General features: G+C 30.3%; 2 protein-coding genes. Both read left to right on the plus strand.

Features of this window, described 5'->3' with window-relative positions:
• Nucleotides 1-124 precede the first annotated feature (124 nt).
• Nucleotides 125-1,225, plus strand: a complete 1,101-nt coding sequence (locus tag EBF09_RS08905) for an N-acetyl sugar amidotransferase (protein ID WP_121764745.1) — start codon at nt 125-127, stop codon at nt 1,223-1,225.
• A gap of 4 nt (nt 1,226-1,229) precedes the next feature.
• Nucleotides 1,230-1,733: glycosyltransferase family 4 protein (locus EBF09_RS08910; RefSeq protein WP_232817717.1), on the plus strand; the 504-nt coding region annotated here is incomplete at its 3' end.

Genomic DNA, 1,733 nt, shown 5'->3' on the forward strand with positions numbered 1-1,733 from the left:
TAAAGCTGCTAAGATATTAAATGCCACAACAGAGGGAGAGAAATTATTAAAGATTGTAGAGGAGGTTTGTGGGTGAATTAAAAATTTTATAGAAAACAATTATTTTTTAAATTAAGGTGTTTGAATGAGTGAGTATAGAATTTGTAAAAGATGTGTTATGGATACTACGGATCCGGATATTAGTTTTAATGAATTTGGTGTTTGTAATCATTGTCGGAAGTTTGATAGTGTGATTTTACCATTGTGGCAAACCATGGATGAACAAACAAATATTAAAATAATTGAAGATATTAAAAAAAAGAATTGCAATAAAGAATATGATGCAATCATTGGTTTGAGTGGTGGTGTTGATTCTAGCTATTTATTGCATTATGCGATTAAAAAATTAAAAATGAGATTAAAAGTAGTACATATAGATGCTGGGTGGAATTCTGAAGTTGCTAGTTCCAATATTGAGATTTTGGCAAATAAATTGGGAGTTCAAGTTCATACCATTAAAATAGACTTTGAGGAAATGAGGGACTTGCAAATAGCCTTCTTAAAATCTGGAGTTGCTAATTGTGACACTCCTCAAGATCATGCGTTTTTTGGAGCATTATATCAACAATCGGAAAAGAGTAAGATACAACATATACTTACAGGAGGTAATTTTGCTACTGAATCTGTTTTGCCAGTTGCTTGGGGGCATGTTGCTATGGATTCTATGCAACTTTTGGATATTCATAAGAGGTTTGGCAAAATGCCTTTAAAGTCTTTTCCAGTTGTTGGATTTTGGAAATATTATTTTTATTATCCAATATTTAAACAAATGAAATCATTACAGTTACTCAATGGTATTTCATATAGCAAAAAGATGGCGTTAAAGACTTTAAAAGAAGAGTATGGTTGGCAAGATTATGGTGCTAAGCATACTGAATCAATTTGGACTAAATTTTTTCAAGAATATTTTTTGCCCACCAAGTTTGGGTATGATAAGAGGAAAGCACATTATTCTAGTTTGATTTTATCTGGGGAATTAACAAGAGAAGAAGCATTGTTTAGGCTAAAAGAGCCTTCGTATAATATTGATGAGATTAATGAAATTTTGGAAAGTATATTAGGAAAATTAAAGTTAACAAAAAAAGAATGGGGAGATATTGTAAATACACCCATAAAAAGTTATAAGGATTATTCTAATAATGAAGCTTTATATCAATTTAAAAAAAAATGGTTGAATTGGATTTGAAGTAATGCAATCCGTTTTAATATTTCATTTTCACAGCCATATCACGCAACCTAGAGTAAGAAGGGAATATGATTTTTTGTTGCAAAACTATAAAGTAAGTGGATTGGGCTATGTTGATTGCAATAGAGAGGGTGTTAAGTTTTATCAAATAAATAAGCCCAAATGGACTTTTAAGATGAAATTTATCCAGCGTATTTGGCTGCTTTTAAGAAGATATGAAAAAGTGTATTGGGATTTACCACAAGTAAAAGATGCTGAGGAGATTTTAAAACAAAATAGCTTTGATATTATTATAGCGCATAATGAAGAAACACTGCCTTTGGTTCTTAAATATCGTAAAAATTCAAAAATAATTGCTAATATGCATGAATATTCCCCAAGAGAATTTGAAAATTATTTTTGGTGGAAGTTTTATTTTGCACCTTATAAACATTACCTATGCAAAACCTATCTTCCTAAGGTAGATTATATGTATACAGTGTGTGAGGGAATTGCAGAAGAATATCAA

This window comes from Helicobacter burdigaliensis (genome assembly GCF_003670295.1).
GTDB classification, from domain to species: Bacteria; Campylobacterota; Campylobacteria; order Campylobacterales; family Helicobacteraceae; genus Helicobacter_D; species Helicobacter_D burdigaliensis.

Coding starts and splice junctions, on each gene's coding strand:
- EBF09_RS08905 (WP_121764745.1), top strand. CDS start 125: ATGAGTGAGTATAGAATTTGTAAAAGATGTGTTATGGATACTACGGAT.